The organism is Hymenobacter sp. J193 (assembly GCF_024700075.1).
GTDB lineage: Bacteria > Bacteroidota > Bacteroidia > Cytophagales > Hymenobacteraceae > Hymenobacter.
Map to the genome: position 1 here is coordinate 903,117 of NZ_JAJONE010000001.1, position 23,588 is coordinate 926,704.

The following is a 23,588-nucleotide window of genomic DNA, read 5'->3' on the forward strand; positions in this document are numbered from 1 at the left end:
ATAGTTCCGAAGAGAAGCGGATTATTGTCGTACCAGGCGCTGCATGCTGGTGCCAGCGCTGGTACTCAGCCGCACGGTGTACACGCCGCTGCGCAGCTGCTGCACCGGCAACAGACAGGTGCCAACTCCACCAGCAGGCGCTATCCGGTGGCGCTGCATCAGTTGCCCTACACTGTTGAACACCTCCACCTGTACCGGTTCGGTTCCGCGCAATCCGGTAAGCTGTAGCGAGGCGTTGGCACCCGTTGGATTAGGGTATAGGGCGATGGTAGCATTCAGCTTTTTCGGCGGGGCCGCCGCCAAGGCGGTACCTAGCATGTAGGTATTCATCGTAGCATTCGTGAATACTTCGGGAGCTTGCTCGGTATTGGTTTGCGTTACCTCCTGCACCAGCTGGTTCTGGGCGTTGTAGCGCCGCACGTAGCGGTAGGAACCATTAACCAGCTTCCAGCCAGTACCTGCCGGGGTATAAACCATCCTCTCAGCTACATCGCCTTTGTCGTCGGTTTTCGTAACAAACCGGATTACATCCACCAGGCTGCCATCTTTCCTTTCCTGATGTTCACGGGTAGTGGTGCCAGTGCTGTAGGAGTGTACGGTACGGTTGCGGACAATCCAGCTTTGCGTGGCCTTGTCCCAGTCCCGTACCTCAGCCAGCACCGGCCGGCCTTGCGCATCCATTTCTTGGTGGGCCTGATAAGTGGTTTCAGACGTGACCACCCCACTGCTGTGGTAGGTGTTGTACGCGGTTCTATCCGTGTAGGAAGTAGCGGCGCCGGTATAGGTATAGCGTATTTTCTCCTCCTGGTACAGGGCTTTCTCCTTTCCAAGCAAGCATTTGCTCACCATCTCCGTTACGCGGTTGCTGGCATCGTAAGTGTACTGTACGCTCCAGTTCTCCAGCTTTATGATGGTACCGTTTTCCCAGAGAGTGACGTCAACGGCTACCGGGTTGCTATGCTCATCCAGGGTAGACGCTATTTTAAACCAAGGCTCCCAGGCGCCGTTTTTCCAGTACTCACTGGACTCACTGTGAGCGTAATAAAAACCGCCTGTGGCCTTCGGGTTGGGGGTAATCTGATGCCGCGAATAGTTCATCCACTGACCATCTTCCACCCACTGGCTAATTACTTCAACCTGACCTGGAACGCCTTCGAAATCATGGGTATAGATATTACGCACTCTGGGTGCCCCGGTCAGGGAGTCGATATTGGTGATGCGGGTAATCCGGTCTTTGGCATCCCGCTCCACCTGTATTTTGGCCGGCGGCAACGCCCAGGTACCCTTGGCTCCATCCCAGGTATACTCCATGTGGTTGACGTTCGGGTCCGTAAGAGCAGTGCCTAGAACCTGGCCACTAAGTTTAGCCGCGGGCAGGCCTGCCTGTCGTGAAGGCACCGGCGGCAAATAGGATGCGGGAACCTGGGCCTGCGCTTGAGCGACGCCCACGCCGAAAAGCAATAAAGCGAGTACTGTTTGTTTCATGCGAAATAGATAGGAAAGTGAAATGATGGGTGCGCTACATCAAGCAGGGGAGCCATGGCGCCATAAGCAATAACTGTCTGCAATATAGCCGCCTACCTGAGTTATTGCTGACAAATCCCCTATTTGATATCCGTTTTCTTCTATGGAATCCACTGATGAAATACCCCATTATGCGAACCTGCCTTGGGAATAGTAGCTTTGCTATCCTTTTTCGGTTGAGTGTTGCCTGGCCCTCTTACCAACAGCTAACCGCCAAAAGCTAACCGCCCAGCTCATGTCCCCTACCCTCGTACTTAGCCTGATTGCGGGCTACTTCGTTGTTCTCATCATTATCTCGATTCTGACCTCACGCAAGGCCACGAGTGAGTCGTTCTTCATTGCCAACCGCAACGCGCCCTGGTACATGGTGGCGTTTGCCATGATTGGCACCTCCCTGTCGGGCGTCACGTTCATATCCATTCCCGGCATGGTGGCCTCCCAAAGCTGGAGCTACATGGCCGTGGTGCTGGGCTACATTGTGGGCTACCTCGTGATTGGCACCGTGCTCATGCCGCTTTACTACCGGCTGCGGCTGGTGAGCATCTACACCTACCTGGAGCAGCGGTTTGGGTTCTGGAGCTACAAAACCGGGGCCTTGTTTTTCCTGATTTCCCGGGCCGTGGGCGCGGCCTTCCGGCTGTTTCTGGTGGCGGGCGTGTTGCAGTTGGCCGTGTTCGACGGGCTGGGCGTGCCGTTTGCCGTCACGGTCACCATCAGCATCTTGCTGATTTACCTCTACACCTTCCGGGGCGGCTTGAAAACCATCCTCTGGACCGACACCTTCCAGACCATGGCCATGCTGCTGTGCGTGGGCGTGAGCATCTACCTGATGGCCGATGAGCTGAACCTGGGCTTTGCCGGGCTGGTGAAAACGGTGAAGGAAAGCTCGATGTCGCAGATTTACTTTTCCGACCCGCGCGACGACAAGTTTTTCTGGAAGCAGTTTGCCTCGGGCGCGTTCATCACCATCGTCATGACGGGCCTCGACCAGGACATGATGCAGAAAAACCTGAGCTGCCGCTCCCTGCCCGACGCCCAGAAAAACATGTTCTGGTTTACGCTGGCCATTGTTGTAGTGAATGTGTTTTTCCTGTCGCTGGGCGTGCTGCTCTACCAGTTTGCCGCCGCCAAGGGCATCCAGCTGCCGATGAACCCGGACACCGGCAAGGTCATCGGCGACAACGTATTTCCGTTGCTGGCTACTCACCACTTTTCCCTGTTCGCGGGCATCGTGTTCATCCTGGGCATCATTGCCGTCACCTATGCCTCCGCCGACTCCGCCCTCACGGCCCTCACCACTTCGTTCTGCGTGGATATGCTCGACATCCAGCAGTACGACGAGCAGCGCCAGAAGCGGCTGCGCCACCTCACGCACTTCGGCTTTTCCATCGTGCTGATCATCATCATCCTGATTTTCCGGGCCATTAACGACCAGAGCGTTATCACCTCCGTGTTTAAGGCGGCGGGCTACACCTACGGGCCGTTGCTTGGGCTGTTTTCCTTCGGCATCTTCACGCGCCGCGGCCTCCACGATAAGCTGGTGCTGCCCGTATGCATAGTAGCCCCGCTCCTGACGTGGTTTATCAACGAGCACTCCGTGGCATGGTGGGACTACAAGTTTGGCTTCGAGATTCTGATGCTCAACGGGCTGATTACCTTCCTGGGGCTGCTGGCTATTTCGCGCCCGCGCCAAGTCGCCGAATTGAACCCCGCCGGGTAGCCGGTGGTTAGGGTAAGTCGGTGTACCTTTGTGCCGCGTTTTGCCCTACCTGCCATGAAACATCTGTTCTTCATCCTGCTGCTCGTAGCTTCGGCCCAAGTGGCCCAGGCCCAGCAAACCACGGTGCTGAAACCTGGCCAGCGGGGCGTGCCGCGCCATTCCTCGGCCAACCGGCCCGATGTATTGCCCAAGTTCCCGGGCGGGGCCGAGGCCCTGGGCGAATTTCTGCAGATGAACATCCAGTATCCGGAGGCCGCGCGGGCTAAGGGCGTTACGGGGCAGGTGCTGATGGGCTTCCGCGTGGAGGCCGACGGGCGCGTAACGGATCCGCACATCATTCAGGGCCTTACGCCGGAGTGCGACGCCGAGGCCCTGCGCGTGCTGCAGATGATGCCCGCCTGGCTGCCGGCCAAGCGCAAAGGCGAAACCCTAGCCATGCCGGTGCAGCTGCCCTTCACCTTCGGCTCGGCCGCCAACCTGGAAATTGAAAAGGGTAAAGTAAAATTTGAGTAAACGAGTCTTTAGAACCTAGAAGTGAGAACCCAGAGCTTAGCGGCCGTGAGGCACCAGTCAAAAATCTAAGTTCTCAGTTCTCCTATCTAAGCTCTAATCCAGTAGAATGGCAGCCAGAAGCGGAATGAATACCAGTGGCCAGTCGGGGGCCGACGTCCCCAAGGTCAAGCTTACCAAAGAAAACTTCCAACGCGGGCTGCGGATTTTCCGCTTTGTACTACCGTATAAGGCACTTTTTATAGCAGGCCTGCTGCTGCTGCTGCTCAGCAGCGTATCCACGATGGTGATGCCCAAAATGCTGGGCTACATCGTCAATATTGCCAACCACCAGACGTCCGCGCTGCCGACTTTCGTGCCCAAGACTATTACCGGCATTGCGCTGGTGCTGTTCGGGGTAGTGCTGTTGCAGGGCATCTTTTCCTTTTTCCGGATTTACTTTTTCTCGCGGGTAAGCGAGTTCACCGTGCGCGACATCCGTCGCACGCTCTACCAGAAGCTCGTCACGCTACCCATTCCATTCTTCGAGCAGCGCCGGGTAGGCGAAATTACTTCCCGCCTGACCTCCGACGTAGCCAACATCCAGGACACGTTTACGCTCACGCTGGCCGAGTTCCTACGACAGATTCTGACTTTACTCGCCGGCGTGGCCTTCATTATGTGGGAGTCGTGGCGGCTGTCGTTGTTTATGCTGGCCACGTTTCCGCCGCTGGTGCTGCTGGCGTTTCTGTTCGGACGCAGCATCCGCAAGCTGGCCAAGCAAACCCAGGACGAGCTGGCCAAAACCAACGTTATCGTGGAGGAAACGCTGCAGGGCATCAGCTCGGTTAAGGCGTTTACCAGCGAGCAGCACGAAGTAGCGCGCTACGGTGAAGGCCTAAGCCGCACGGTGCAGGCCGCCCTGAAATCGAGTTTGTACCGCGGGGGCTTCGTGTCATTTATCATCGTGGCCATCTTCGGAGGCATCTTCCTGGTGCTCTGGCGCGGCGCTACCTACGTGGAGCTGCCCCTCTCCGACCCGCGCCACCTGGACATGGGCGACCTGGTATCGTTCATCCTCTACACCATGTTCATCGGTGCCTCGGTGGCCGGGCTGGGCGAGATGTACGGCAAGATCCAAAGCAGCCTGGGTGCCTCGGAGCGCCTGCTGGAAATCCTGGATGAAACCTCCGAGCCGGTACACCAGCCGCACCCCGCTAATGTGCCGCCCCTGCGCCTGCGCGGCAACATTGCGTACGACCACGTGGAGTTCCGCTATCCTACCCGCCCCGATTTGCCGGTGCTCAAGGACATCAGCTTCCGCATCGAAGCCGGGGAAAAAGTGGCGCTGGTGGGGCCTTCGGGCGCGGGCAAAAGCACCATTGTGCAGCTGCTAATGCATATCTACGAGCTCAGTGCCGGCCACATTAGCATTGATGGGCACGACATCAACTCCCTGGATCTGACGGAGCTGCGTCAGCACATCGGCATTGTGCCCCAGGAAACCATGCTGTTCGGCGGTACCATCCGCGAAAACATCCTCTACGGCCGCCCCGGTGCCCCCGACGTTGACGTTATCGACGCCGCCCGGCGGGCCAATGCCTGGCAATTTATCAGCTCCTTCCCCGAGGGCTTGGATACAGTGGTGGGCGAGCGGGGCATTAAGCTCTCGGGCGGGCAGCGCCAACGCGTGGCCATTGCCCGCGCCATCCTGAAAAACCCCGTTATCCTGCTCCTCGACGAAGCTACCTCGGCCCTCGACTCGGAAAGCGAGAAGCTGGTGCAGCAGGCCATGGACGAGCTCATGCAGAACCGCACCAGCATCATCATCGCGCACCGCCTGAGCACCATCCGCAAAGTGGATAAAATCCTGGTTATCGACGGCGGCCGCATCGTGGAGCAAGGCTCCCACGAGGAGCTCAGCGACAACGAAAACGGCCTCTACGCCAATCTGCTGAAGCTCCAGTTTGAGCTAACGTAGGATGCAGAGCAGTTTAGGAAAAGCAAAAAGGAGAAGCTCGGCTTCTCCTTTTTGCTTTATGGCATATTAAAGCTAGTAGAGGCGCGTTAGGCAAGAAACCTATTGCCTTATGTATATCCATCGTACCCGCCGCCCCTTATTTACCATTCCTGCATTGGGAATATGGGGCTTCGTTCTACTGCCTTTCAGCGGGTTCTGTCTGCTGACATCCAAATTTTCCTCACCGTTGCCGACAGTTATGGTTCCTCAAACCACAAACATGAACTGTCCGCCACCTGGGAAAGTACTATTGATTTCCCTCGATGCCCAAAACCGCTGTTATCTGTCAGTAGAAGGCCAGGAAACACAAACGGCCGTAATCAAGGCCGTGGCGCAACAGCACGGTATACGCTTCACCCCGGCTCAGTTACACAAGATGCAGCGGCTACCATTCATTAGCCAGGACATTCACCGCCTGCCAGCCTGGCTTTCCGCTTCTGCGGCTGAGCAATATGCCTTTCCCAAAGGTATTCCAGCTCCCCAATTGCGGCAATACCTGACCATTGGCAAAGCAACCGGTGTAGCTCTTACCATGAAGCCGCTGTTCATTGCCCTACGAGCGGATGAGAGTCTTTCTGCCAAGCACGTTATGGCTATGGTTGAGTTGATAGTAGCCACCGGGCATCGGCGGATCAACTTCATCACTAATTATCAGGAAAACAAACGCTAACATCTATCATTAACGTGATAAGCTAATGCCTGCGTAGTCAAACTATCGTACCCGCCGCTCTGCTATCACCCTGCCCGATCTTGGTCCCTTGGCGGGGATTCTACTTTTGATCTGCGGGGCGCAGTTATCACGTCCAATGGCCGAGCCCGTGCCACGCGCCATTTTCTCTCCTTATAGTCTGAGTGATGATGGCATACACGCTCATTTTGGCAACCGTGCCGTTATTCATATTGATGCCAGCCAGCGTACCTACATTACCGGCTACCCTAGACTGCTGGCGGCCGCGGTACAACGGGTAGCTCGTTTGCACGGCGTTACCTTCACCCCGCACCAGCTAAGTCAGCTGCAGCAGATCAACGTTATCAACCAGGATATTGAGCAAATGCCTGCCTGGCTGGACACTGCCCCTTCTCAGCGTTTTCGGCTGCCGACGGGGATTCCACCAACCTCTGATAATCATCAGCTAGACGATTATATAACGGCTATTACGCATACATTAATTGAGCAGGTAGTAGGAGAACCTTCTGCTTTGATGGATGCTCCGCCACTGCATGAGCCCACTCTGCCGGGCGTGACGCCGATGCCAGCCCTGATCAGTCAACTTCATCAAAAACTGGATTCGCAGCCCTTTGCCATTAGGCCCGATCAGCATGCCCAGGCCAGTCGCGTGATGGCGGTAATGGATTTGCTTGCCTGTAACTATATGGGACGCGGAATTAAGTTGATAACCGGGCGGCAAGACCGTTATTGGGAGCTATATGAACGTGCCCTCTTCACCACCCACCTTCGCCGAATATCAGCTGATTCACCAGACGCAGCAGCACCAGCGCAACCCTGACCGCCTGCGCAAGCCGGATACGTCCGACTCCTGGAAAAAGAAAGTCCAGCTGTGGCTCACATTTACTGTTTCCTCTGGTATCATTTCCTGGTCGGCCGGGCCGAAGAAATGGCTGGGGTGGGCGCTGCTGGCTGCCATCTTTACCGGCTTGGGCCTTCTTCACCAATGGTGGGAATACCGCAAAGCCTACCGCCAGTTTGCGGCCCACCTGCACCCAACGGGGTACCTGGTGCGCCCTAAGGGCGTGGAAGTGCAATGGCCAGGCAAGACGGTGTACTACCGCTGGATGGATTTCTACCGTCTGCAATTGATTGGGGAGTGGCTGTTGCTGTATACTTCCGTAGAGGACTGCTACTACCTGGCACTGACCGACCTGCCAGATGCCGAAGCACGGCAAACCTTGCTCAGCTGGCTTCCTGCTGACAATCTGGTTGTGCCGCCTGGCTGGCTTGCTGATAGGGAAGTAGCCTGAGGCTGGCGCAAAACCATTGATTACTAGGTCAATTTTTTGCTTTTCTGTGCTAACGGTATGGCTTCCGAAGGCTGGACTAGTGGTTTCGCGTCGCTTTCCCGCTTCCTCATATACTGCATATACTGCTGGTGTGTCGCTTGTCTGTTCTCCTTATGTTTACAGTAGAATAGGCTCAACTGCATCTGTGCAGGGCATTCTTACAGCTTATCTTACTTACGGGTTCTTCTACACTCCCTAATCGTCTCTTCCAATTTTGCTTATATGCGGACGCCAGTTAGCTCACTCTCTCTAGTATTTGTCTGGTTATTCTTTTTTCCATTGCTAGGGCTGGCGCAGGAGCATTCGGCCGTTGTGCGCTCCGATGGTTCACTCTGGGCCTGGGGGCATAATGATGCTGGCCAAGTAGGTGACGGAACTCGCATTAACCGGCTAACGCCTGTTCGAATCGGCTCCGACAACCAGTGGCAGCAGGTAAGCTGCGGCGAGAGGCATACCGTTGCCATCCGAAAGGATGGTTCGCTCTGGGCCTGGGGCAGCAATAGTAATGGGCAGTTGGCCAATAGCATGGCCCGCCCCTTGCTGATCCCAACGCGCATTGGCACTTCTACTAACTGGAAGCAGGTAAGCGCAGGCGGTGAGTACACCGTGGCCATTCAACAAGACGGTTCACTCTGGCTTTGGGGCGAGGGACCGATGAGCGACAGGCCCCTGCCCGCCCCTACTCGTGTTGGCACCAGTACCAACTGGCAGAGCATCAGCACCAGCGCCAGCCACATTGTAGGTATTCACAAGGATGGTACCCTCTGGGCCTGGGGTGGCAATTTTCATGGTGCCCTCGGCGACGGAACGCAGATCGGTCGGAAAATACCCAAACGAATTGGGGACGCCTCCGACTGGGTTTATGCCAACGTTGGCTGGATGTCAACCGTCGCGATTCGCCGGGACGGTAGCCTATGGGCCTGGGGCTTCATCAATAACCCAAAAGAACTTAACACGCCCCAGCGGATAGGGCAAGAAATTGGCTGGAAATGTGCGGCGCTAACGGCAGAAAATAATATACGCTTAGTAGCCGTCCGGCAGAACGGAAGCCTCTGGCAGTACGAAAGAACTACAATTGAAAAACCTAAGCCGGTGATGGTTCAGGTTGAAGAAGAGACCAACTGGCAGTGGGTAACAGCCGGAAATACGCATGTACTTGGAACGCGCACCGATGGAACGTTCTGGGCCTGGGGTGACAACGAGTTCGGGCAAGTTGGGAGTCCGGCATTACGTACCAACTATCAGCCTCTTCCCGTGCCTTTGCACCCAGCTACTACTTGGGTGGCCATTGAGGCTGGCAGAGAATTTTCATTGGGTCTTCAACAAGACGGTTCGCTCTGGGGTTGGGGAGGAAGTTCTGGCGGCTCGCTAGGATTTATGGCTTTTAAAGACATCTCGGTGCCTACCAGGATAGCCGCCGGTTCTACCTGGAAAAATATTAGTGCCGGATTTGAGCATCTTAATGCGGGTATTCAGCAGGATGGTGCACTTTACACTTGGGGAACCCACTCCATCTTTCATGAGCCGGCTACAACCAGCTTAGTAGATACAACCGACGCCGAGGGTGGTGCCCAGACCATTCTTGTGGCCACTGGCACAGCCATGCGCTATGATAGGGATGATTTATTACCAAAACGCATAGGTAAGAGCTCCGAGTGGCAAAGTGTAAGTGCTGGAGCCGAACACTTAGCCGTTATCCGCCAAGATGGTACGCTGTGGACGTGGGGTTCTAATGAACGGGGCCAACTAGGCACAGGAGCTGGTGCCAAAACGACTAATAGCCTGGTTCAGGTAGGTACCGCTTCTGATTGGAAACAGATCAGTGCCGGTTATGCTTACACAGCTGGCATCCGGCAGGATAGTAGCTTATGGGTATGGGGTTCCGTACCATCCAGCCGGGAGAATGACCCTTTCAATCTAATAAACCTGCCGACACCTATGGGTGGCAAAGCCAAATGGCAGTGGGTTGAAGCCGGCCATAGCACCCTTTATGCGCTCCGCGCCGATGGTAGTCTCTGGGCGTTGGGCGACAATCAGTTCGGCCAGTTGGGCGATGGTACCAGTGAAGGGAAATCAGCCCTAACCCGGATTGGCACCGCCACCGATTGGCAAAGTTTGGCACCCGGTTCTCGAGGCGTGACGGCCCTTCGTACAGATGGGTCGCTGTGGGCGTGGGGGCTGCAGGAAAACAGCTTATTAGGACCGGAAACCTACGGCTTCCAGCAACAGCCCACTCGCATTGAGCAGCCAACTGGATGGCACACCCTGGCAGCCGGCAGCAACCACACACTAGCCATTCGGCGCGACGGAACCCTGTGGGGATGGGGCGAAAACAAAAAGGCGCAACTAGGCACGCCCGATACGCGTCCGTTGCACTCGGAAACGCCGCTGCTCGTTCAGTTGCGTCAATAGTTATTGGGCAAGCATCTGGCCGAAAGCCGTACTTTTACCCCGTATCAACCCCACTTCACCCGCTTCCATGTACGCTATTTCCCGTAACACTTTGCTGGCCGGCACCGCTTTGGCCGGCGCGTTTCTGTTTTCAGCTTCGGCCGTGCAGGCTCAGCTGAGCACGCCCGCCGCTTCGCCCAAGAGCACCATCCAGCAGCGCGTGGGCCTCACCGACGTTACCATTACCTATTCCCGCCCCAGCCTGCGCGGACGCAAGGCATTTGGCGGGCTGGTGCCTTACGACAAGCGCTGGCGCACCGGGGCTAACGCCACCACCAGCATCAAGTTCTCGGACGACGTGACGGTGGAAGGCAAGAAAGTACCGGCCGGCGAGTACGGCATCTACACCATCCCCAAGAAAAACGAGTGGATTGTGGTACTTAACAAAAGCACCAAGCAGGGCGCCGATGTGGATGCCTTCAAGGACGATGAGGACGTGGCTCGCTTCACGGTGAAGTCGTACATGCTGCCTAGCCTGATTGCCGAGAAAATCACGGCTCCCAAGCAAGGCAAAGTCGAAACCTTCACCATCAACTTCACCGACCTTACCCCCGCTACCGCCAACGTAGCCATGGAGTGGGAGCTGACGGGTGTTAAGTTCAAAATCTCCTCGGATGTAGAAACCAAGGTGATGGCGCAGATTGACGAGAAGGTGGTCAAGAATGCCTCACCCAACGCCAACGACCTGGCGGCTGCCGCGGCCTACTACTACGACAACGACAAGGACCTGAAGCAGGCTCTGGCCTGGATGCAGAAAGCCAACGCCAACGAACCTAAGTTCTGGAACGTGCATACGGAGGCAAAAATCCGCCTGAAAATGAAAGACTATAAAGGCGCCGTAACGGCCGCCGAGCAGTCGAAAAAGCTGGCCCTCGACGCCAAAAACAACGACTACGCCGTGATGAACGACCAGCTCATGGTACAAGCCAAGAAAGACGGTAAGCTGTAAGCCAGTCGCCCCTACCCGGCAAAAAAGCCCGCTTCCTAAAAAAGGAAGCGGGCTTTTTTTATGCCTGAAAACGCTCGAAAGCGGTAGCGGCTACGAAGGCGCGAGCCGCAGTATCCGCGCAGGCCGGGCGCCTAGCCCCCCTCTCAACGGGAGAGGGGGCCGGGGGGTGAGGCCCGCTGCCCCAGCTCCGCCAGTCCCATCACCAGAAAGCAGCCCAGCACGTTGTACCAAAGGTAGGCAATGTCGGTTAGCCAGAAGGCCAGCAGCGTGGCCACCTGCGTCACCACGGCCGCCCAGAACACAGCCCGGCCGTGCACGTGCTTCTGAAAAAAGGCCACCGCGAAAATGCCCAGGATAGTGCCGTAGAACAAAGACCCCAGAATGTTGACGGCCTGAATCAGGTTTTCCATGCGGGCCGCGAACAGGGCAAACCCGATGCCCAGCAGCCCCCAGCCCACCGTGGCCCCGCGCGACACGCGCACCAGGTGCTTATCGGTGCAGAGGGCCGGGGGGCGGCGCGTGAACGGGCGGTACAAATCGATGACGGTAGTGGAGCCGAGGGAGTTGAGGCCGCTGCTGGCGCTGCCCAGGGCGGCGCTCAGCACCACCGCCAGCAGCAGCCCCACCACGCCCTGGGGCAGGTAGCGCAGCACGAAGCTTAGAAACACGTAGTCGGTGTCTTTCGCGTCGGCAGTGGGGGCGGTGCGCTGGACCAGAGCTTTCCAGTCGGAGCGGAGGCCGGCAGCGGCGGCCTGGGTGGTTTGCAGGCGCTGCTCGGCCCAGGCCTGGGTAGGCACATCCTGGGCGCGGCGGGCGGCGACCAGGGCCGTAGCGGCTGCCTGCTGGGCCTGCTGTACCAGGGCGTATTCCTTTTCCAGCCGCGCCATTTCGGGGGCTGCCGCGGAGCTCAGGCGCACCTGCTCGTACACCGGCCGGTTGAAGGACAGCGGCGCCGGCTGAAACAGGTAGAACACGAACAGCAGCACCCCCACCAGCAGAATCCCGAACTGCATGGGCACCTTCACCAGCCCGTTCAGCAGCAAGCCTAGCCGGCTTTGCGTAATGCTCTGCCCCGACAGATACCGCTGCACCTGGCTTTGGTCGGTGCCGAAGTAAGACAGGGCCAGAAACAGGCCGCCCGTCATGCCGGTCCAGAAGTTGTAGCGGTTTTCCCAGTCGAAGTTAAAATCGACGAGGTTGAGCTTGCCCATGCGGCCGGCCACGTGCAGGGCATCCGTGAAGCCCACACCGGCTGGCAGGTAGTGCACCAGCAGATAGCCCGCCACCACCATGCCGGTGAAGATAACCGCCATCTGCCCCTGCTGCGTGACCGTGACGGCGCGGGTGCCCCCGCTCACGGTGTAGGTAATCATGACCGCGCCCAGCAGGCAGACCGTGAGCGTGGTATCCCAGCCCAATATGGCCGACAGCACCAGCGCCGGGGCGTATAAGCTCAGGCCGTTGCTGAAGCCCCGCTGCACCAAAAACAGACTTGCCGCCAGCGTGCGGGTGCGCCTATCGAAGCGGGTTTGCAGAAACTCGTAGGCCGTATACACGCCCAGCCGGCTGTAGATAGGCACGGCCACCACCGCAATGAGCACCATGGCCAGGGGCAGCCCGAAGTAGAACTGGATAAAGCGCATCCCGTCGGCGTAGGCCTGGCCGGGCAAGCTCAGAAACGTGACGGCCGAAGCCTGGGTGGCCATAATGCTCAGCCCCACGCCCCACCACCGCGCCTGCCGCCCGCCCAGCAGGTAGCCATCCAGGGAGTTGCCCGCCCGCCGGGTGCGCCAGGTGCCGTAGCCCACAATAAACAGCAGCGTGCCACCCAGCACTAGCCAGTCGAGGAAACTCATGGGGCGAAGCTGCGAGTGAGGTACGTGAAGAAGGCCACTTCCACCGCCAGCGCCCCCAGCACCAGCCAGTACCAGGCCCGCCACGAAGGCAGCAAAGGCGGTTTGTCGGAAGGGGGCGGTGGGTTGATGGGCATTTCTGTGGGTTTGTTTAAGCTGTCATCCTGAGCGGCGCGAAGGACCTTCCTCTGATAAACGACCAGGCCAAGGCAACGCCTCTGTTTTTGGGAGCCAACTTCAGGGCATTGAATGACGGGCAGTGGTAGAAATGAGGAAGGTCCTTCGCGCTGCTCAGGATGACAGAGAAGGAAATATGGTCTACTTCTTCCCTAACGACACCATATTTGTGAGAAGGCGGTACGCGCCGGGCACGCCGGCGGGCAGCTCCCGGAAAAAGCTCAGGCCGGTGTAGATGTAGTGGCCCTTGCCGTAATCGGCGACGAGGATGGCGCTTTCCTTGGCCGGCTCGCCGGGGTCGTGGCTGCTGATGACGGTCTGGTATTTGGGGTCCCACTTGCTGGGGTAGTAGAGGCCCTGCTCCTGCACCCAGCCTTCAAAGTCTTGAGCCGTAATCTGGTTGGGCGCGTTCAGCAACGGCTGCTTGGGGTTCAGCAGCGTCACGGGCGCGTTTTCCACCGTCACCCGGTCGTTGGAGAGCGTGAGCGGGTACGGGCCGATTTCGGGCAGCACCGTGCCGCGGCTCACCACGTACTGCACCACCAGGTTGCCGCCCTGCTCCACGTAGCGCAGCAGCGTGGGCTGCAAAGAGCGAAGGCGGTCCACGGTGTTGTAGGCGCGCACGCCCAGCACCACGGCATCGAAGCGGCGCAGGCGGTCCTCCGTCACGTCCTCGGGCTTGAGCAGGGTGACGGTGTAGCCCACCTGGCGCAGGGCGTCGGGCACCTCGTCGCCGGCGCCCATGAGGTAGCCGATTTCCTGGCCCTTGCGCTTGAGGTTGAGCTTCACGAGCGGAGCCACGGCCTCGGGAAACAGCGTTTGGGTGGGAATGTGGTTGTACTGAATGGTCTGGATGCCGCGGGTGTACGGCTGGCCATCCACGGTAGCCACGGCCCGCAACTCGGCTTTGCCCTCGGCCGCGCCCGCGCCGGGCTGCACCTGGAAGTACACCGTCTGGTCGGCGTCTTTGGCGGCCAGGTCGAAGGAGATGCTGGCGGGCTCGGCCTTCCAGCCGGCGGGCAGGGTGAGGGCTACGCTGCCCTTCACGCCCGCTTTGCCGGCGCGCAAGGTCACGGGCACCGTTTTGGGCTGGGTATCGGCAAACACGTAGGCCCGCCCGCCGATGTTCACGGCCACCGGCGGCACCACCGTCAGCGGGCGGTACTTCTCCCCTTCTACTGGGTCGGTGCTTTTGTATTGGACGGGGGTATCATAACGCACAAAATCTACTCCACCTATTTTACCCTTGAAGTGTATATAAGCTACTGGTGGCGTCTGCGCTTCAGTGCGTAGCTCTCGGTCACTTACTGCATACATTCCGGCAGTTGAATGTTCTTTCAACCAATGTAATACTGAAGGATTTGAATTCGGCGACAATGGCAAATCAATTATATATTTATTTGGTGTAGTCGGAGTTGGATTTTTAATTAAGTCAATTGCATATTGATTTGACATAGTCGAATTTGAATTCTTAATCTCAACTCTTGATGACCACATTTCTTCAATAACCAAGGGCAATGTTGAGCGGTTTACCAGTTCAACAGTCACTTTTAATTTCTGCCCCGGAACTGCAGTTTCTTCGGCTGCTGTCGCCTCAAAATACAGCCCAGCACATACAGTTATCAGTTGTTCTACGTCCGCCTCCTTCTGGCCTAATATTTCAAGCAACCCTGGCGTAATTGGTCCATTGCGCTCTGCTTTAGCCAATTCATCAGTGCGTTTCTTTTTAGGACGTATTTGAATAATTTGCTCCCGCACCTTCAGCAGCCCCGCCACACTCGCACTCGGGTTGCTAGGGTCGTACTTGCGAATCACTTCATCAATCAGCTTACCCACAACTGCGCCGCCGGGCACCCGGTTCCAGGTCATGTCCACGCCCTCGAACAGGTCGGTTTTGGCGGGCTCCCCTTTCAGCAGCTGGAAATACTCCAGTGCCTCGCCCCGCGTGGCAGCCGAGCCAAAGCCCTGGCTTTTGTGCTGGGAGCGGCTGCGGGCCGCAATTTCGCCGTAGCTCTGGCCCAGCAGCGGGTTGTAACCGCCCGCATCGAGCTTGAGGTAGCCATCCATGTTCTCGCCGGGCTTCACGAAAAAGGAACCCGTGTTCCAGACCAGGCGCCTGGCCTGCCAGGGCTGCACAAACTTCAGCTGCTCGGGGAAGCGCTTGGGGTCGGCGGCGGCCGAAAACGCCTCAATAGCCAGCAGCGCCGAGGCGGTGTGGTGGCCGTGCCCGGCGCGGGCGTCGGGCGGAAAGCGGGTAATCAGCACGTCGGGGCGGCGCTGGCGGATGACCCACACCATGTCGGCCAAAACCTGCTCCTTATCCCAGATGGTAAAGGTTTCCTCCGGGGTTTTGGAGAAGCCGAAGTCGTTGGCGCGGGTGAAAAACTGCCGGCCCCCATCAATGCGGCGGGCCGCCAGCAGCTCCTGGGTGCGGATGACGCCCAGCTGCTCGCGCAGCTCCGGGCCGATGAGGTTCTGGCCCCCGTCGCCGCGGGTGCAGCTCAGGTAGCCGGTTTCCACCAGGCGGCCGTTGGCGAGGTAGGCAATCAGGCGGGTGTTTTCGTCGTCGGGGTGGGCGGCCAGGTACAGGGCCGAGCCCAGCACGTTCAGCTTCTTCAGCCCCAGCAGTATCTCACTGGACGACCAGGTTTTGGGCGCCTGGGCGTGGGCTGCGCCAATTAAGCAGGAATAAGTAAGAAGTAAGAACGTCGCCAGAGCGGCGCGGCGGAAGTGAGGAAAGCGCATGCGCATACGAAAGCAGAGAAGAACGCGGGGCGTAAAGGTATTGGGTTTCACCTTCGGCCGTATAGAACCCGCCCGGCCCGCCGAGGTTGCGCCGGAAGCCGCGCCATCAGGCCGTCATGCTGAGCGAAGTCGAAGCATCTCTACCGCTTTGACTGAGCGGAGCCCGCCCGATGTAGCGGCGTACAGGTGCGCTATACCCGCAACATCTGCTCCCAGATTGGGCGCTGACGTTGGTGCTCTGGGGTGAGGCCCGGAACCACTTGGCCGCTTAACTGGGTTTCTACCCGCAGCCGGCAACCCAGGCGGCCAGTCCGCGTCGGTAGCTTCCCGTATCTTCCCGGCCCCAAAGTTGCCAGGGGGCCGGTAGTCTACTTGATTTTCTCGCATGCGTATCCCCGTTTTTATCTGTTTGCTGGGCCTGAGTGCTCTGCCGCTTACCTCCCAGGCTCAATCTTCGGCCCCGGTAGCCCCGGCCCTCCCTGCCCCGCAGTGGCATTTGCTCGACCCCAAAGCCGACGGGGTGCAGGGAATCAGCGCCCAGCGGGCTTACCAGGAGCTGCTCAGCAAGCGGGTAGCCTCGCCGGTCATCGTAGCCGTGATTGATGGCGGTATTGATACCACGCACGCGGACCTGAAGCGGGTGCTCTGGCGTAATTCCAAGGAAATTGCCGGCAACGGTAAGGATGATGACCGCAACGGCTACGTGGACGACGTGTACGGCTGGAATTTCCTGGGTGGCAAAGACGGCCGCAACGTGGACGTGGAATCCTACGAAGACACCCGCCTCTACGCCAAGCTAAAACCTCTGTATGAAGGCAAAGCCCGCACGGCCGTGCCCGAGGCCAAGCGGGCCGAGTACGACCTCTACCAGCAAGTAAAGAAGTCCTACAAAACCCACTACGACGAAGACCACGCGCAGTACACGCAGATCAAGGCCGTGTATGAGCAAACCCAGCAGCTGGCCGACAAGCTGCGCCGGGAGCTGGGCGTTTCGCGCCTCGATACCGCTACTCTGCGCAACCCTACTACGCCCGATGAGCAGCTGCGCGAGTGGCTTTGATGTACTACCTGAACCTGCGTCAGTACGACCAGCCCGACCTGGAATCGGTGCTGAAGGAGATGAAGGAGGCCTATGAGCAAAACAAGAACCTGGTAGAGTTTTCCCTCGACCCGGCCTTCAACCCGCGCCCCATCGTGGGCGACAACCCGGACGACACCAAGGACCGCAGCTACGGCAACCGCGACGTGATGGGCCCCGACCCCATGCACGGCACGCACGTGGCGGGCATCATTGCCGCCGACCGCCAGAACAACCTGGGCGTGCTGGGCGTGGCCGGCGGGCCGGTGCGCATCATGGCCGTGCGGGCCGTGCCCAACGGGGATGAGCGCGATAAGGACGTGGCCAACGCCATCCGCTACGCCGTGGACAACGGGGCGCAGATCATCAATATGAGCTTCGGCAAGTACTTCTCGCCCCAGCGCCAGGCCGTGGAAGACGCCATCAAGTACGCTGGCAGCAAGGGCGTGCTGCTGGTACACTCGGCCGGCAACGAAGCCAACAACCTCGACCAGGTGGCCCAGTACCCGGCGGCCCGCACCCTAGCCGGGCAGCCCTTCCCCAACCTATTGACCATTGGCGCTGCTGCCCGCACGGCCAATGAGCACCTTGTGGCCGATTTCTCCAACTACAGCCCTCAGCAGGTAGACGTGTTTGCGCCCGGCGTGCAAATCTACTCCACCTTGCCCGGCAGCGAATACGGCAACCTAAGTGGCACCAGCATGGCCGCGCCCGTGGTAGCTGGCATAGCTGCTGTACTAAAATCGTACTTCCCGCGCCTCACGGCCCAGGACCTCAAGCGCATTATCCTGCAATCGGCGGTACCCAGCAAGGTGCAGGTGCGCCAGCCTGGCACGGATAAGCTGGTGGATTTCGGCACGCTTTCCAGCACCGGCGGCCTCGTGAATCTGTACCAGGCCGTACTCCTGGCCCAGCAGCAGGAAGCCGCCGCTACGAAGTAAGCGTTAAAAGGGCTAAGTAGAGCATCCTGTGTGGTTGCCGCTTTGGCACAACGCTTATACCCTGGTATGCGGTTTTTTCAGCGTAAGCCAGCCACCGGCGGTTCGGTGGCTGGCGGCCTTCCGCTACCTTTGCGGCATGGCTGCACCTCTCCTCCTCTCCGATCTGTATATCTACCCTGTGAAGTCCCTGGGCGGCATCCGTGTGACGGAGGCGGAGGTGACGTCCCGGGGCCTGCGCCACGACCGGCGCTGGCTGATTGTGGACCACCGCAACCAGTTCATGACCCAGCGTCAGCACGCGGATATGGCCTTGCTGCAGGTTTCGCCGGCTTACAATGGCTTCCTGCTTTCCCACCGCCAACGCCCCGAGCTGCTGCCGCTGTACGTGCCCTTCGAGGCTACGCCCGAGCGCACTTTGTTCGTAACCATCTGGGACGATATGGTATTTGCCTGGCGCGGCTCCCGCGAGGCCGACGAGTGGCTGAGCACGGCCCTGGGCCGGGAGTGCCGCCTGGTGTATATGTCGGATATGGTGGTGCGCTCCGTGGAGCCCGAGCTCAACCCCGCCGATGCCGTGGTAAGCTTCGCTGATGGCTACCCCTTCCTGCTGGCTGGCACCGAAGCGCTGGCCGAGCTGAACTCCCGGCTGCCGGAGCCCGTGCCCATGAACCGCTTCCGGCCCAACCTCGTGTTCGAGGGCGGCACGGCCTGGGAAGAAGACTCCTGGCACGAGTTCCGGGTAGGCGAGTTGCCCTTCCGGGCCGTGCGGGCCTGCGGCCGCTGCGTGATGACGACCATCGACCAGCAAACCGCTAAGAAAGGCGCTGAGCCCCTGCGCACCCTTGCCTCTTACCGCACCCAGGGCAGCAAAGTCATGTTTGGGCAGAACGTTACCGGTCCTGGCCACGGCACCCTACGCGTGGGCGACACAGTACAGGTACTGAGCTGGAAATAGCCCAGCGCTGCTAGCCGGGACATAGGCACGCAGGCAGTTGGATAACAAGCGGTAAGCTAGTACTTTTGAGGTATCTGCCTGCAAGCCGGGCACGTGTGGCCTCCCAAGATTGAGCGGATAGAACACGACTAGCTTGCAGGCAGCTACCTGCCCTTCTACACACCTGTTGCGCTTTATTGTGTTGCTTCTGACCCCGGCTTTTCGCGTTGCGAGCAGGCTGCTCGGCATTGTGGTGCTGTGCTGGCTGCTTACGCTGGCTACGGCTGCGGCCAGGCCAGCGCCTTCCCATGCCGCCTGGACGGCGCTGCTTTCCCGCCACGTGCTGGCCGATGGCCGCGTGGACTACCGGGGCTTTCGGGCCGATGAGGACGCCCTGGCCGAGTACCTGGAACAGCTGGATGAAACGGCTCCCGACCCGGCCGCCTGGTCGCCCAACGACATCAAAGCCTACTGGATAAATGCTTACAACGCCAACGTGGTGAGCCTGGTGCTGCAGTACTACCCGCTGAGCAGCCTCACCGATACGCGCATCAAGTCCAAGGCCACGGGTAGCTTTTCGCCCTGGGAAGCCCCAGTTGTGTACGCGGGCGGGCAGACGTATTCCCTGAATCAGGTGGAAAAGCAGTTTCTGCAGGCCGCTTTCCGCGACGCGCGGGTGCACTTTGCCCTGGTGCAGGCCGCCGTATCCTCGCCCCCGCTGCTGAACGAGGCCTATGAGGGTGCCCGCCTGGAGCAGCAGCTGGAAGCCCAGACGCGCCGCTTCCTCAACGACCCCACTTACAACCAGCTTACCAAGCCACAGCCGCAACTTTCGAGTTTGTTTGACTGGTATGGGGCCGATTTTGGCACCAGTCAGCCGGCCCTGCTGGCATTTGTGAACCGCTACGCCCATGCGCCGCTGGCCGCCGGCACCACGTTCAGCTTCCTGCCCTTCGACTGGCACCTCAATGACCGGCTCCCCCTCAGCGACTCGCAGGCCCTGAAGAAGCCCTAAGTTTTTTCGCTGGTTGAGCCAACTTCCGGCCGGCCGTGAGAGTTCAAGCAGGCATGAACAATGCCCTTGTCCTGGAGTTTTTGCGCCAGCTGCGCGCCAACAACCACAAAGCCTGGATGGATGAGCACCGCGCCGACTACCAGCGCGCGCGCGTCGCCTACACCCAGCTGATAGCCGAGCTGTTGCGCGGCGCCGCCACCTTCGAGCCCGGCCTGGCCCCGCTCGCGCCCTCGGACGTGATGTACCGCATCAACAAAAACGACCGGTTTCAGCAGAGCGACGAGCCCTACAAGCGCCACATGGGCGCGGGCATCAAGCGCGGCGGCCGCCACAGCCCATGGGCAGGCTACTTTATTGCGCTGGAGCCCGGCGGCGAAACCTACATAGGCGCCGGGCGCTGGATGCCTGAGCCGGCCCAACTGACCCGCGTCCGGCAGGAAATTCACTACAACCCCACCGAATTCCACGCCCTGCGCCAGGCCCCGGAACTGCTGCACCACTTCCCCAAGGGCCTCGACCAGTCCCAGGCCCTAAAAACTGCTCCTAAGGGCTACGACCGCGAAGACCCCGACATCGAGTGGCTGCGGCTGAAAAGCTTCTTTGTGTGGCAGGCCGTACCCGACACCGACGTGTTGCGGCCCGACTTTCCGGCCCGCGTACTGGCCGCTTGGCAAGCGGCCCAGCCCTTCGTCCGCTTCCTCAACGAGGCCATGATGGAAGATTGAATTGAATGGCTTTCCGGCTGCATATGACCCGACGAGCGACGCAACGCCATCCTTCCCGCACAAACCCAGGCCATGTCTTCTACAAAAAAAGGCCCTGATGTCCACACGTCAGGGCCTTTTAAACTTCAGAGCGTCCAACAGTGGCCAGGACGAAGAGCTTCTTCGTGCTTTCCGGCCATGATAGCTATTCAGCCAGAAAGCCATTCAACTTAAAAAAGCCCGAACAGGGTGCTATTGATCTTATCGACGATGATGCCCAGGTCTTCGGGGTTGTTCACGTAGTCGAGGTGGTTCACGTCTACGATCAGCAGCTTGCCATACTTATAGCTGCTGATCCACCGCTCGTAGTGCTCGTTCAGGTTTTTGAGGTACTCGATTTTGATGTTGTTCTCGTAGTCGCGGTTACGCTTTTCGATCTGCGAAATCAGCTTGGGCAGGTCGGCTTTCAGGTACAGCAGCAGATCCGGCGGATTCACCATGCTGATCATCGAGTCAAACAGGTTCAGATAGTTCTGGTGGTCCCGCTCCGTCATCAAACCCGACTCATGCAGGTTGGCCGCGAAGATGTGCGCGTCCTCGTAAATCGTGCGGTCCTGAATCACGCCCTTGCTGGCCTGCTGCAGCTGCTTGATGCGCTGCGTCTGGCGGAAGCGGCTGTTGAGAAAGTACACCTGCAGGTGAAAGGCCCAGCGCGGCATGTCGTCGTAGAAATCCTTCAGGTACGGATTGTGGTCGACGTCTTCCAGAAACACTTCCCAGTTGAAGTGGTGGGCCAACTTATTGGCCAAGGTGGTTTTGCCGGCACCTATGTTACCGACGATGGCAATATGCATGAGAAAGGCAGGCGTGAGCGGAACGTGAGCCACAAAAGTAGCGGAAACTCCGGCCCCACGCTGCACCCAAACCAGCCGGAAAAGCTGGCAGCCAACTCCTAAGCAGCATCTTCCTGCCAGCTTCCTATTTCGGCTGGTCATCATCCAACAACCAGCCCCACAACACCCACCGCCAGCCCCGGTCCCGGAATAGTAACCCCTAAATGCTTAGCAGGCAACCCCGAAATACTTGCACCTAGCCAGTAGCACCCGAAGCAGAGAAACACGTATGTTTAGCAGTTCCTATCTTACGCTCGGCTTTATGACGTCTCCCGCGCATTTCGAAGACCTGGGCATCATCCCTGACCGGTATGGCATGCCGGTAGCCGCCTTTCGGTACTACCCGCAGGATGAGCTGCTGTACATTCAGTGGTACGGCAACCTCACGGCTGAAGCCGTTATTCTAGCTGCCAAAGCCGAGCTTGCCGCGCACAAAGAACACCGCATATCCCTGATTCTTAACGACAAGACCGAAGCAACCGGCGACTGGACCGAGGCTATGTCGTGGCTGGAGTTTGAGTGGCTACCACTGGCTATGGAAGCAGGGCTGCGGGCTTTTGCCTACATATTCTCCCCCGATCTGCGCAATCTGTACATCAGTCAGGAGTTCGTCGAGCACGTGTCTCACCTGCTGCCGGCCCAGCTGTTCTACGATGCCGCGGCGGCCCGGCGCTGGCTGCTACACCAGCACCGGGCCGCCTCCTAGCATCACCGACTACTTTTCGCTGAGGTATTCTTTGGTGGCGCGGGCGCCTTCCAGGGTACGAAACTCGCCCTGGAGCGTGCGGATGCGCAGGCGCTCTTCCAGGCTCAGCTGCTGGCGCACCAGCTCGTAGCGGGCATTCAGGCGGCTAAGCACTTCGCTGGCTGCGGCCCAGTCGCGCTGCGTCCACTGGCGCTTCTGCTCGCGGGTTGTTATTAGTAACCGCTCGTACAGGTCGGGCAGCTCGGTAGCCCGGGCGCGGCTCACCTGCACTTTCTCATTGAGCAGGCGGTCCTGAGTTTGCTGGGTGGTTTCGGGCTGACGGGCCTGAGCTTCCAGGCGGCGCTGCTCGGCCGCCCATTCCTTGTAGCGGGCTTTTTCGGCGGCATACTCGCGCCTCGACTGCACGGAAAGGCTGTCGGCGGCGCGGTCGAGACGCTGGCTCTGGCGGTCGAAGTCCGACATCAGGCGGGGCCACTCCCGGCGGGCTCCCGCCTCCGCTTTGGTCATCGTCTGGCTTACCCAATCGGTAAAGGTGCGCAGGTCGCGCTCCACGGCCGAGGAAGCGGGCGTAGGCGTCGTAGTGGTAGAAGCGTCGGTGGTTTGCTGGGCCGAGGCCGACAGCGGCGCCCCGGCCAGTGCGGCGGCAAAAACGGAAAAGGAAAGCAGGCAACGTTTCATAGGCAGAAGAGCGGGAAGGTAAGGCAACGAGCCTCCCGTAGGCTGTGGCAGGCCGCAAGCGGCAATTTCCGGCCCAAAAACGAGGAATTGGCCCGCCAGGGTTCGGTTTTGGTTTAAATAATGCCGTTTTTGCAGCGTATGACGACTTCTGCCGCCGCTGCCATCAGCATTCAGCCCGCCACCCTGGCCGACATTCCGACCATTATCGGCCTGGCCGAAGCTACCTGGGAGCCTACCTACCGCTTCATTATCTCGCGGGAGCAGCTGGAGTATATGTACCGCGTCATCTACACGCCGGCCTCTTTGCACCGGCAGATAAACGAGGATGGCCACACGTTTCTGCTACTGCGTACCGACGGACACGCGGCCGGCTTCGCGTCGTTTTCCCGCCTGCTGCCTGCTGACGAGGCCATATTTAAGCTGCATAAGCTGTATCTGCTGCCTTCTCACCAGGGCCAGGGGCTGGGCCAGCAGCTGATTGGCGCCGTGGAGCAGGCCGCCCGCCAGGCCGGGGGCCGGGCGTTGGAGCTGAACGTGAACCGCCACAACCCCGCGCTGGCCTTCTACGAGCGGCAGGGCTTTCTGCGCCACCACGAGGAGGACATTCCCATTGGCCCCTACTGGATGAACGACTACGTGATGCGCAAAGAGCTGCGCTAGGTGCTTCCACGCCAGATTACTAGCTCCGCCGC

At 59.2% G+C, this 23,588-nt stretch carries 21 protein-coding genes; 15 read left to right on the forward strand and 6 right to left on the reverse strand.

Features of this window, described 5'->3' with window-relative positions:
- Positions 1 to 21: 21 nt before the first annotated feature.
- Complete coding sequence (locus LRS06_RS03835) at positions 22 to 1,485, reverse strand: T9SS type A sorting domain-containing protein (RefSeq protein ID WP_257870262.1); 1,464 nt, start codon at positions 1,483 to 1,485, stop codon at positions 22 to 24.
- A gap of 274 nt (positions 1,486 to 1,759) precedes the next feature.
- On the opposite strand from LRS06_RS03835, the gene LRS06_RS03840 reads away from it, so the two are divergent.
- From LRS06_RS03840 to LRS06_RS03875, 8 genes are all read left to right on the forward strand, one after another.
- Positions 1,760 to 3,244 (forward strand): sodium:solute symporter, encoded by a 1,485-nt coding sequence (locus LRS06_RS03840; protein WP_257870263.1) that lies wholly within the window; start codon positions 1,760 to 1,762, stop codon positions 3,242 to 3,244.
- 54 nt (positions 3,245 to 3,298) lie between these two features.
- Positions 3,299 to 3,757 (forward strand): energy transducer TonB, encoded by a 459-nt coding sequence (locus LRS06_RS03845; RefSeq protein ID WP_257870264.1) that lies wholly within the window; start codon positions 3,299 to 3,301, stop codon positions 3,755 to 3,757.
- 124 nt (positions 3,758 to 3,881) lie between these two features.
- Complete coding sequence (locus LRS06_RS03850; protein ID WP_257870265.1) at positions 3,882 to 5,714, forward strand: ABC transporter ATP-binding protein; 1,833 nt, start codon at positions 3,882 to 3,884, stop codon at positions 5,712 to 5,714.
- A 109-nt stretch (positions 5,715 to 5,823) separates the two neighbouring features.
- A complete protein-coding gene (locus LRS06_RS03855) occupies positions 5,824 to 6,423 on the forward strand; it encodes a hypothetical protein (protein ID WP_257870266.1) in 600 nt (199 codons plus the stop codon).
- A gap of 136 nt (positions 6,424 to 6,559) precedes the next feature.
- Positions 6,560 to 7,261 carry a hypothetical protein gene (locus LRS06_RS03860; RefSeq protein WP_257870267.1) on the forward strand — a complete coding sequence of 234 codons (702 nt, stop codon included), beginning with the start codon at positions 6,560 to 6,562 and terminating at the stop codon, positions 7,259 to 7,261.
- Positions 7,182 to 7,733, forward strand: a complete 552-nt coding sequence (locus LRS06_RS03865; RefSeq protein WP_257870268.1) for a hypothetical protein — start codon at positions 7,182 to 7,184, stop codon at positions 7,731 to 7,733. The genes LRS06_RS03860 and LRS06_RS03865 overlap by 80 nt, the downstream gene beginning before the upstream one ends.
- Positions 7,734 to 7,994: 261 nt before the next feature.
- On the forward strand, positions 7,995 to 10,184 hold the full coding sequence (locus LRS06_RS03870; RefSeq protein WP_257870269.1) for a hypothetical protein: 2,190 nt from the start codon (positions 7,995 to 7,997) through the stop codon (positions 10,182 to 10,184).
- 67 nt (positions 10,185 to 10,251) lie between these two features.
- Entirely contained in the window at positions 10,252 to 11,172 is a 921-nt protein-coding gene (locus LRS06_RS03875) for a DUF2911 domain-containing protein (RefSeq protein ID WP_257870270.1), read from the forward strand.
- Between the two features lie 143 nt (positions 11,173 to 11,315).
- Here the strand turns inward: LRS06_RS03875 and LRS06_RS03880 are convergent, their stop codons facing one another.
- The 3 genes from LRS06_RS03880 to LRS06_RS03890 all read right to left on the reverse strand — a co-directional run bounded on the left by LRS06_RS03880 (position 11,316) and on the right by LRS06_RS03890 (position 15,947).
- Positions 11,316 to 13,028 carry a sodium:solute symporter gene (locus LRS06_RS03880; protein WP_257870271.1) on the reverse strand — a complete coding sequence of 571 codons (1,713 nt, stop codon included), beginning with the start codon at positions 13,026 to 13,028 and terminating at the stop codon, positions 11,316 to 11,318.
- On the reverse strand, positions 13,025 to 13,162 hold the full coding sequence (locus tag LRS06_RS03885) for a hypothetical protein (protein ID WP_257870272.1): 138 nt from the start codon (positions 13,160 to 13,162) through the stop codon (positions 13,025 to 13,027). The genes LRS06_RS03880 and LRS06_RS03885 overlap by 4 nt, the downstream gene beginning before the upstream one ends.
- A 181-nt stretch (positions 13,163 to 13,343) precedes the next feature.
- Positions 13,344 to 15,947, reverse strand: coding sequence for a PIG-L family deacetylase (locus LRS06_RS03890; protein ID WP_257870273.1), 2,604 nt, complete (start codon positions 15,945 to 15,947; stop codon positions 13,344 to 13,346).
- 385 nt (positions 15,948 to 16,332) lie between these two features.
- On the opposite strand from LRS06_RS03890, the gene LRS06_RS03895 reads away from it, so the two are divergent.
- The 5 genes from LRS06_RS03895 to LRS06_RS03915 all read left to right on the forward strand — a co-directional run bounded on the left by LRS06_RS03895 (position 16,333) and on the right by LRS06_RS03915 (position 20,640).
- Positions 16,333 to 17,007, forward strand: a complete 675-nt coding sequence (locus LRS06_RS03895; RefSeq protein WP_257870274.1) for a S8 family serine peptidase — start codon at positions 16,333 to 16,335, stop codon at positions 17,005 to 17,007.
- Positions 17,007 to 17,966 (forward strand): S8 family serine peptidase, encoded by a 960-nt coding sequence (locus LRS06_RS03900; RefSeq protein WP_257873376.1) that lies wholly within the window; start codon positions 17,007 to 17,009, stop codon positions 17,964 to 17,966. The genes LRS06_RS03895 and LRS06_RS03900 overlap by 1 nt, the downstream gene beginning before the upstream one ends.
- A gap of 136 nt (positions 17,967 to 18,102) precedes the next feature.
- Complete coding sequence (locus LRS06_RS03905; RefSeq protein WP_257870275.1) at positions 18,103 to 18,921, forward strand: MOSC domain-containing protein; 819 nt, start codon at positions 18,103 to 18,105, stop codon at positions 18,919 to 18,921.
- 178 nt (positions 18,922 to 19,099) lie between these two features.
- Complete coding sequence (locus tag LRS06_RS03910) at positions 19,100 to 19,915, forward strand: DUF547 domain-containing protein (RefSeq protein WP_257870276.1); 816 nt, start codon at positions 19,100 to 19,102, stop codon at positions 19,913 to 19,915.
- Between the two features lie 53 nt (positions 19,916 to 19,968).
- A complete protein-coding gene (locus LRS06_RS03915) occupies positions 19,969 to 20,640 on the forward strand; it encodes a DUF2461 domain-containing protein (protein ID WP_257870277.1) in 672 nt (223 codons plus the stop codon).
- Positions 20,641 to 20,849: 209 nt separating this feature from the next.
- Here LRS06_RS03915 and LRS06_RS03920 read toward each other — a convergent pair whose 3' ends face one another.
- The gene (locus LRS06_RS03920; RefSeq protein WP_257873377.1) at positions 20,850 to 21,473 is read right to left on the reverse strand and encodes a deoxynucleoside kinase; all 624 of its coding nucleotides are present in this window, start codon (positions 21,471 to 21,473) and stop codon (positions 20,850 to 20,852) included.
- A 301-nt stretch (positions 21,474 to 21,774) separates the two neighbouring features.
- Here LRS06_RS03920 and LRS06_RS03925 point away from each other — a divergent pair, with 301 nt between their 5' ends.
- Entirely contained in the window at positions 21,775 to 22,218 is a 444-nt protein-coding gene (locus tag LRS06_RS03925) for a hypothetical protein (RefSeq protein ID WP_257870278.1), read from the forward strand.
- Positions 22,219 to 22,227: 9 nt separating this feature from the next.
- On the opposite strand, the gene LRS06_RS03930 is transcribed toward LRS06_RS03925, so the two are convergent.
- Positions 22,228 to 22,896, reverse strand: coding sequence for a hypothetical protein (locus tag LRS06_RS03930; RefSeq protein ID WP_257870279.1), 669 nt, complete (start codon positions 22,894 to 22,896; stop codon positions 22,228 to 22,230).
- A gap of 138 nt (positions 22,897 to 23,034) precedes the next feature.
- Between LRS06_RS03930 and LRS06_RS03935 the strand changes: the two genes are divergently transcribed.
- Positions 23,035 to 23,556 carry a GNAT family N-acetyltransferase gene (locus LRS06_RS03935; RefSeq protein WP_257870280.1) on the forward strand — a complete coding sequence of 174 codons (522 nt, stop codon included), beginning with the start codon at positions 23,035 to 23,037 and terminating at the stop codon, positions 23,554 to 23,556.
- Positions 23,557 to 23,588 lie beyond the last annotated feature (32 nt).

What these genes read in the sequence shown, in the direction of transcription:
- LRS06_RS03840 (WP_257870263.1), top strand. Translation starts at nt 1,760, where the DNA reads ATGTCCCCTACCCTCGTACTTAGCCTGATTGCGGGCTACTTCGTTGTT.
- LRS06_RS03920 (WP_257873377.1), bottom strand. Translation starts at nt 21,473, where the DNA reads ATGCATATTGCCATCGTCGGTAACATAGGTGCCGGCAAAACCACCTTG.
- LRS06_RS03880 (WP_257870271.1), bottom strand. Translation starts at nt 13,028, where the DNA reads ATGAGTTTCCTCGACTGGCTAGTGCTGGGTGGCACGCTGCTGTTTATT.
- LRS06_RS03835 (WP_257870262.1), bottom strand. Translation starts at nt 1,485, where the DNA reads ATGAAACAAACAGTACTCGCTTTATTGCTTTTCGGCGTGGGCGTCGCT.
- LRS06_RS03850 (WP_257870265.1), top strand. Translation starts at nt 3,882, where the DNA reads ATGAATACCAGTGGCCAGTCGGGGGCCGACGTCCCCAAGGTCAAGCTT.
- LRS06_RS03905 (WP_257870275.1), top strand. Translation starts at nt 18,103, where the DNA reads ATGGCTGCACCTCTCCTCCTCTCCGATCTGTATATCTACCCTGTGAAG.
- LRS06_RS03935 (WP_257870280.1), top strand. Translation starts at nt 23,035, where the DNA reads ATGACGACTTCTGCCGCCGCTGCCATCAGCATTCAGCCCGCCACCCTG.
- LRS06_RS03875 (WP_257870270.1), top strand. Translation starts at nt 10,252, where the DNA reads ATGTACGCTATTTCCCGTAACACTTTGCTGGCCGGCACCGCTTTGGCC.
- LRS06_RS03855 (WP_257870266.1), top strand. Translation starts at nt 5,824, where the DNA reads ATGTATATCCATCGTACCCGCCGCCCCTTATTTACCATTCCTGCATTG.
- LRS06_RS03845 (WP_257870264.1), top strand. Translation starts at nt 3,299, where the DNA reads ATGAAACATCTGTTCTTCATCCTGCTGCTCGTAGCTTCGGCCCAAGTG.
- LRS06_RS03865 (WP_257870268.1), top strand. Translation starts at nt 7,182, where the DNA reads ATGAACGTGCCCTCTTCACCACCCACCTTCGCCGAATATCAGCTGATT.
- LRS06_RS03925 (WP_257870278.1), top strand. Translation starts at nt 21,775, where the DNA reads ATGACGTCTCCCGCGCATTTCGAAGACCTGGGCATCATCCCTGACCGG.
- LRS06_RS03890 (WP_257870273.1), bottom strand. Translation starts at nt 15,947, where the DNA reads ATGCGCTTTCCTCACTTCCGCCGCGCCGCTCTGGCGACGTTCTTACTT.
- LRS06_RS03900 (WP_257873376.1), top strand. Translation starts at nt 17,007, where the DNA reads ATGTACTACCTGAACCTGCGTCAGTACGACCAGCCCGACCTGGAATCG.
- LRS06_RS03930 (WP_257870279.1), bottom strand. Translation starts at nt 22,896, where the DNA reads ATGAAACGTTGCCTGCTTTCCTTTTCCGTTTTTGCCGCCGCACTGGCC.
- LRS06_RS03860 (WP_257870267.1), top strand. Translation starts at nt 6,560, where the DNA reads ATGGCCGAGCCCGTGCCACGCGCCATTTTCTCTCCTTATAGTCTGAGT.
- LRS06_RS03895 (WP_257870274.1), top strand. Translation starts at nt 16,333, where the DNA reads ATGCGTATCCCCGTTTTTATCTGTTTGCTGGGCCTGAGTGCTCTGCCG.
- LRS06_RS03870 (WP_257870269.1), top strand. Translation starts at nt 7,995, where the DNA reads ATGCGGACGCCAGTTAGCTCACTCTCTCTAGTATTTGTCTGGTTATTC.
- LRS06_RS03915 (WP_257870277.1), top strand. Translation starts at nt 19,969, where the DNA reads ATGAACAATGCCCTTGTCCTGGAGTTTTTGCGCCAGCTGCGCGCCAAC.
- LRS06_RS03885 (WP_257870272.1), bottom strand. Translation starts at nt 13,162, where the DNA reads ATGCCCATCAACCCACCGCCCCCTTCCGACAAACCGCCTTTGCTGCCT.